This window comes from Haloferax sp. s1 (assembly GCF_058382125.1).
In genome coordinates, this window is sequence record NZ_JBZRPK010000259.1 from 1 (window position 1) to 2,486 (window position 2,486).

At 64.7% G+C, this 2,486-nt stretch carries 3 protein-coding genes and 1 pseudogene; all 4 read left to right on the forward strand.

The genetic code is table 11. From position 1 onward, the window contains the following. The first annotated feature begins 144 nt into the window (after nucleotides 1-144). Nucleotides 145-489: a hypothetical protein gene (locus QT222_RS02460; protein ID WP_014732067.1), complete on the forward strand. Its 345-nt coding sequence runs from the start codon at nucleotides 145-147 to the stop codon at nucleotides 487-489. 95 nt (nucleotides 490-584) lie between these two features. Beyond that, on the forward strand, nucleotides 585-1,406 hold the full coding sequence (locus tag QT222_RS02465) for an HVO_0234 family beta-propeller protein (protein WP_491476195.1): 822 nt from the start codon (nucleotides 585-587) through the stop codon (nucleotides 1,404-1,406). A 60-nt stretch (nucleotides 1,407-1,466) separates the two neighbouring features. Beyond that, complete coding sequence (locus QT222_RS02470) at nucleotides 1,467-2,318, forward strand: ribose-phosphate diphosphokinase (protein WP_004058354.1); 852 nt, start codon at nucleotides 1,467-1,469, stop codon at nucleotides 2,316-2,318. Between the two features lie 96 nt (nucleotides 2,319-2,414). After that, a pseudogene (locus QT222_RS02475) lies at nucleotides 2,415-2,486 on the forward strand (DUF7860 family protein); the annotation flags it as partial.

Genomic DNA, 2,486 nt, shown 5'->3' on the forward strand with positions numbered 1-2,486 from the left:
CCTCCCTCGCTCACGTGCATACCCGGAGTCGCCCGCGCGGGCGGAACCCGGTTGGGATGCGTCGTGGGGTGCTGGCAATGGCTAGCTACTGTGCCCGCTGGTGGCATCGAATGCGTTTTCAGCGGCAGCGACGAAGGCACGGACGTGGATACGGTCGACGACTGGCGAGCAGCCCTCTCCGAAACCGGAGAACTCTCGCCGCCAATCGTGCAGGCCATCGTTGACGCCCACGGCGACCGCGGCGTCACGGCCATCGAGGCCGTCTCCGAGCGACGGGTGAAGCGCTACCGCGACTTCGACGTGGTCGTCGGCTACGACGACGAATACGTAGTCGAAGGCCGCGGGTGTACGTGCAAAGACACCATCTACAATCTCGACCCCGACGAGGGCGAACGCTGCTGGCACGTGCTCGCGGTCGATGTCGCCGAAGCCCTCGGCGAACTCGACCACCACGATATGTGGTACTCCGACGTGCGGGAATTTCTGTAGCGACTTCGAATTTCGACGCCGTTTCTCAGCCGTCACTGACCCCCGAGAACGACCACAATCCTTTCCGAACCCCGCACCGAACTGCAGACCAACGGATGGCTGATTTCGACCTCTCCATCGACGAGAAACGGGTGTACGCTGACAAGACGGGGAAGAAGACGGTGTACGTCGCCGCCAGCGTGGGTGTTGTGGGTGTCGACGTGTCCGACAACCTCGTCGGGGGATTCCGTATCGACCATCGCTGTGACCCGCGAGACGTGGCTGGCTCGCCGGGCGAAGTCGCCGTCGCTACTGCCGACGACGTGCTCTTGGTGCAGGGCGACGACTACCACGAACTCGGCTTCGGTCCCACGACGACCGTCGGCTTCCACCGTAACAGAGTCGTCGCCGCCGACGAGACGGGCCGTATCGCCCGCTTCGACGAATCTGGCTGGACCGACATCGGCGAAGTTGGCGAGGTTCGGGCGCTCGACGGAAGTCTCGTCGCGGCCGAAGACGGCGTCTACCGCATCAGCGATGAGGGGCTGACACACGTCGGTCTCGACGACGCACACGACGTGTCGGACCCCGCCGGTCGACTCGGCGCTGCAGAGGGAACGCCGCTCGCCGCAACTGAGTCCGGACTGTACACGCTCGGAAACGGCTGGGTAGACGCACTCGACGGGCGGATGACAGCGGTCGCGTCGATGCCCGACGGTCGCGCCCACGCCGTCGGCCCGGATGGTATCGTCTCGCGCGAAGGCGAGGTGTGGGTTTCCGACCCGATTCCGATGGACGAGACGGTCGTCGCGCTCGCACACGACGCGCGGGCTGTTTACGCCGTAACCGACGTGGGCACGTTCTGTGTTCGGACGACGGCGTCCGATTGGCGAACGCAGGTACTCGGTCTCGACGCCGTCGGCGTCGCGGTTCGCTGACACGCATCGTGGCTGAACGCAACGAAAAGCGGTTTTACCCCCCAGAAGAGACGCACCAGTATGCTCGTACCCGGCGCATCTTCGCAGGCACTCACGGCCGCGCTCGCGTCTGAACTCGGCGAGTCGATTTCGGCCGTCGAGTACGACCGGTTCCCGGACGGCGAGACGCTCGCGGCGGTCCCCGATTTCGACGCCGACGAAGCGACTATCGTCGCCAGCACCGTCAGCAACGACGCCTATATCGAACTGCTACAACTCCAAGACGCCGTCCGCGAGGCCGGCGCGACGGAGGTCACGACGGTCATCCCGTACATGGGTTACGCCCGGCAGGACAAGGCGTTCGAGCCCGGTCACCCCGTCTCGGCCCGCGCCGTCGCTCGCGCCGTGAGCACGACGACCGACCGCGTCGTCCTCGTCAATCCCCACGAAGACGCCGTTGCCGACTTCTTCGACGTGCCCGTGGACATCGTCGACGCCGCCGGACAACTGGCCGAACCGCTTCCGAGCCTCGACGACCCGCTTTTCCTCTCGCCCGACTCGGGAGCCATCAGTATCGCAGAGACCGTCCGCGACGCCTACGGCGCGGGCGAAACCGACTACTTCGAGAAGGTTCGCCACTCCGGAACCGAGGTGGAGATTACGCCGAGCGACGCCGACTTCGAGGGGCGAGACGTGGTCATCACAGACGACATCATCGCCACCGGCACGACCATGAGTAAGGCCGTCTCCGTCCTCGCCGATGGGGGTGCCAAGCGCGTCTTCTGTGCCACCGTTCATCCGCTTCTCGCTCGCAACGCTCGCACGAAACTCTGCCGCGCCGGCATCGAACGCGTCATCGGCACCGACACCATCGAACGCGACGTGAGCGACGTCTCTGTCGCGCCCATCGTCGCCGACGCACTCTCTCGGTGAGTTCTCCGGGCACCCGGTTGATACCATTTCACACACTCTCGCGAAACGATTTTCTCGTTTCGCCTATCTCAGAGTGATATGTGACGTTACGGAAATCTCGATTACCCACGTTTGACCAAGACTGGCGTCAGCCTCGGACTCGTTCTCTTCCTGTTCGGCGCTATCGGC